At 73.6% G+C, this 2,577-nt stretch carries 2 protein-coding genes; both read right to left on the bottom strand.

The genetic code is table 11. The features are described from left to right. On the bottom strand, positions 1 to 1,398 hold a 1,398-nt coding region (gene cofG, locus ACWJ6R_RS34390; RefSeq protein WP_449066213.1), incomplete at its 3' end, for a 7,8-didemethyl-8-hydroxy-5-deazariboflavin synthase CofG. A gap of 434 nt (positions 1,399 to 1,832) precedes the next feature. Then, positions 1,833 to 2,577: DNA-3-methyladenine glycosylase family protein (locus tag ACWJ6R_RS34385; protein ID WP_449066212.1), on the bottom strand; the 745-nt coding region annotated here is incomplete at its 5' end.

Below are 2,577 nucleotides of genomic sequence, written 5' to 3'. Positions count from 1 at the left end.
GCGAGCGGCGCGACCGCCTCCTGAGCCGCCCGGCGGCACGGTCCGCGAGGCGGCGGGCAGGCGCTCCTTCAGCGCCTCCCAGTCCCCGTAGACGTGGTCGAAGTCGTCGCGGCGGTCGGCGGCGCGCCCCTCGGCGTCGACGGCGGTGTGCAGGTCGGTCCGGCCGGAGGAGGCGAAGCCGCCGTCGGGCTCCTGCCAGGGGCGGCCGGTGATCTCGGCGTCCTGCCGCGCGAGCCCGGTCACCGGGTCGGCGAGGGCCGCGACGTGCGCGGCGAGCCGCGGGTCGAGCCAGGGCTCCCCGGCGAGCACGTACTCCGGGTAGATCGTCAGCCGCTCGCGCAGGGTGAACCCGGAGGCGGCCGTGCGGGCGGCGAGCTCGTCGATCTGCGGCCAGGGGCGCTCGGGGTTGACGTGGTCGGGGGTCAGCGGCGACACCCCGCCCCAGTCGTCGATCCCGGCCCGGATCATCAGGTCGTACTCGGCGTCGACCAGGTTCGGCGGGGCCTGCAGGCGCGTCTTCGGCCCCAGCACCAGGCGGGCCACCGCGATCGTGGCGGCCAGCTCCTGCAGGTCGGCGTCCGGCATGCCGCGCATCGCCGTGTCGGGCTTGGCGCGGAAGTTCTGGACGATGACCTCCTGGATCCCGCCGTACTCGCGGGCCACCTTCCGCAGCGCGAACAGCGACTCGGCCCGGTCCCGCACCGTCTCGCCGATGCCGATCAGGATGCCGCTGGTGAAGGGCACGTTGGAACGCCCGGCGTCCTCCAGCACGCGCAGCCGTACGGCGGGGTCCTTGTCGGGTGAGCCGTGGTGGGGCTGGCCCTTCTCCTCGAACAGGCGGCGCGAGGTGGTCTCCAGCATCATGCCCATCGAGGGCGCGACCGGCTTGAGCCGCTGCAGGTCGCGCCAGGTCATCACCCCGGGGTTGAGGTGCGGGAGCAGGCCGGTCTCCTCCAGCACCCGGATCGCCATGGCCCGCACGTAGGACAGCGTGTCGTCGTAGCCGTGCGCGTCCAGCCACTCGCGGGCCTGGTGCCAGCGGTCCTCGGGCCGGTCGCCCAGGGTGAACAGCGCCTCCTTGCAGCCCGCCGCCGCGCCCTGCCGGGCGATCTCCAGCACCTCGTCGGGGCCGAGGAAGGCGGACTCCAGCTTGTGCGGGGCGGTGGCGAACGTGCAGTAGCCGCACCGGTCGCGGCACAGGCGCGTCAGCGGGATGAAGACCTTGCGGCTGTAGGTGATGATCCCCTGTCGGCCGACGGCCTCCAGCCCCGCGTCCCTGACCCGCCCGGCGTGGCCGAGCAGGGTCTCCAGGTGGGAGTCCCTGACGTGCAGCAGGACGGCGGCTTCGGACGGGTCGAGGGCTTTGCCGTCGCGCGCCCGGGCCAGGGCCCGGCGCATCGCGGTCTCGGTGGGAGTGACGCTCATGTACGCACACTAGGTCAACGCTCCGGGACCGGAGTCCCTGGCCTCCGTCGGCCGGGCGGCGCGGTGACCCTTCTAAAATTAATAGAAATTGACATAGAAGGCGCGAGGGTGGACCGTTGAACCCACCGCCCCGGCGTCGGCGCGTCCGCGCGCTCGAGCGGATCACGAGGACAGTTGAGGAAAGCTAAACAGTTCACTCAAGCAAGTCTCGATAGACATAAATGCTTGTGCTTGCATAGATTAGAGGCATCCCACCGGAACACCCCGCAAGGAGCAGGAAATGATCTGGTTCTTCGTCGCCCTCGCCGCCGTCGCCGTCCTCGCCCCGCTGATCGGAGCCGACACGCGCGACGGTCGCGACTGGAGACCCTCCGACCCGGAGCCCTACGGACTCGGAGCCGACGGCTTCAGAACGAGCGGTAGTCCCGTGCCGGCATCCGCGGCCCGCGAGCGGGCGGCCGCACGCCGCCCAGCCTCAGCAGTCGGCTGACCCGGTGGCGGTGCCCCCGGTAGGGGGCCAGCAGCCGGAGCATGCCCGCGTCGTCCACCCGCTCCCCCGCCAGCGACCAGCCCACCAGCGACGGCAGGTGGTAGTCGCCCACCGAGACCGCGTCGGGGTCCCCGTGGGAGCGCTGGCGCACCTCCGCCGAGGTCCACACCCCGATCCCGGGCAGCGCCCGCAGCAACCGGTCGGCCTCGGCGCTGGAGGCGGCCGCCTCCAGCTTCGCCGCGTGCCGGGCGGCGTTCGCGATCGTCCTGGCCCGTACGGCCTCCGCCCCGGCCCGGTGCCAGTCCCAGGACGGGATCGACCACCAGACCTCGGGCTCGGGGAAGACCCGCATGCCCTCGGGGGCGGGTCCCGGCGCGGGCCCGCCGTACCGCAGGAGCAGCCACCGCCACGCCCGCCGGGCCTCGGCCAGCACGACCTTCTGCTCCAGCACGGCGGGCACCAGGGCCTCCAGCACCCGAAAGGTCCGGCAGATCCGCAGGCCCGGATGGCGGCCGGCCGCCTCGCGCAGCACGCGGTGCCCGGGGACGAACCCCGACGGGTCGTCCTCGGCGCCGAGCAGCGCGGGCAGCGTCTCCAGCAGCCACTCCGCCCCCGGCCCCCAGGCGGTCCCCACGACCTCCCCGTCGCGCCGGCGACCCGGA

The sequence above is a fragment of the Planomonospora algeriensis genome, assembly GCF_977012225.1.
Note: the sequence above shows the minus strand (reverse complement) of the source record. Positions and strands in the feature narration are given on the sequence as shown.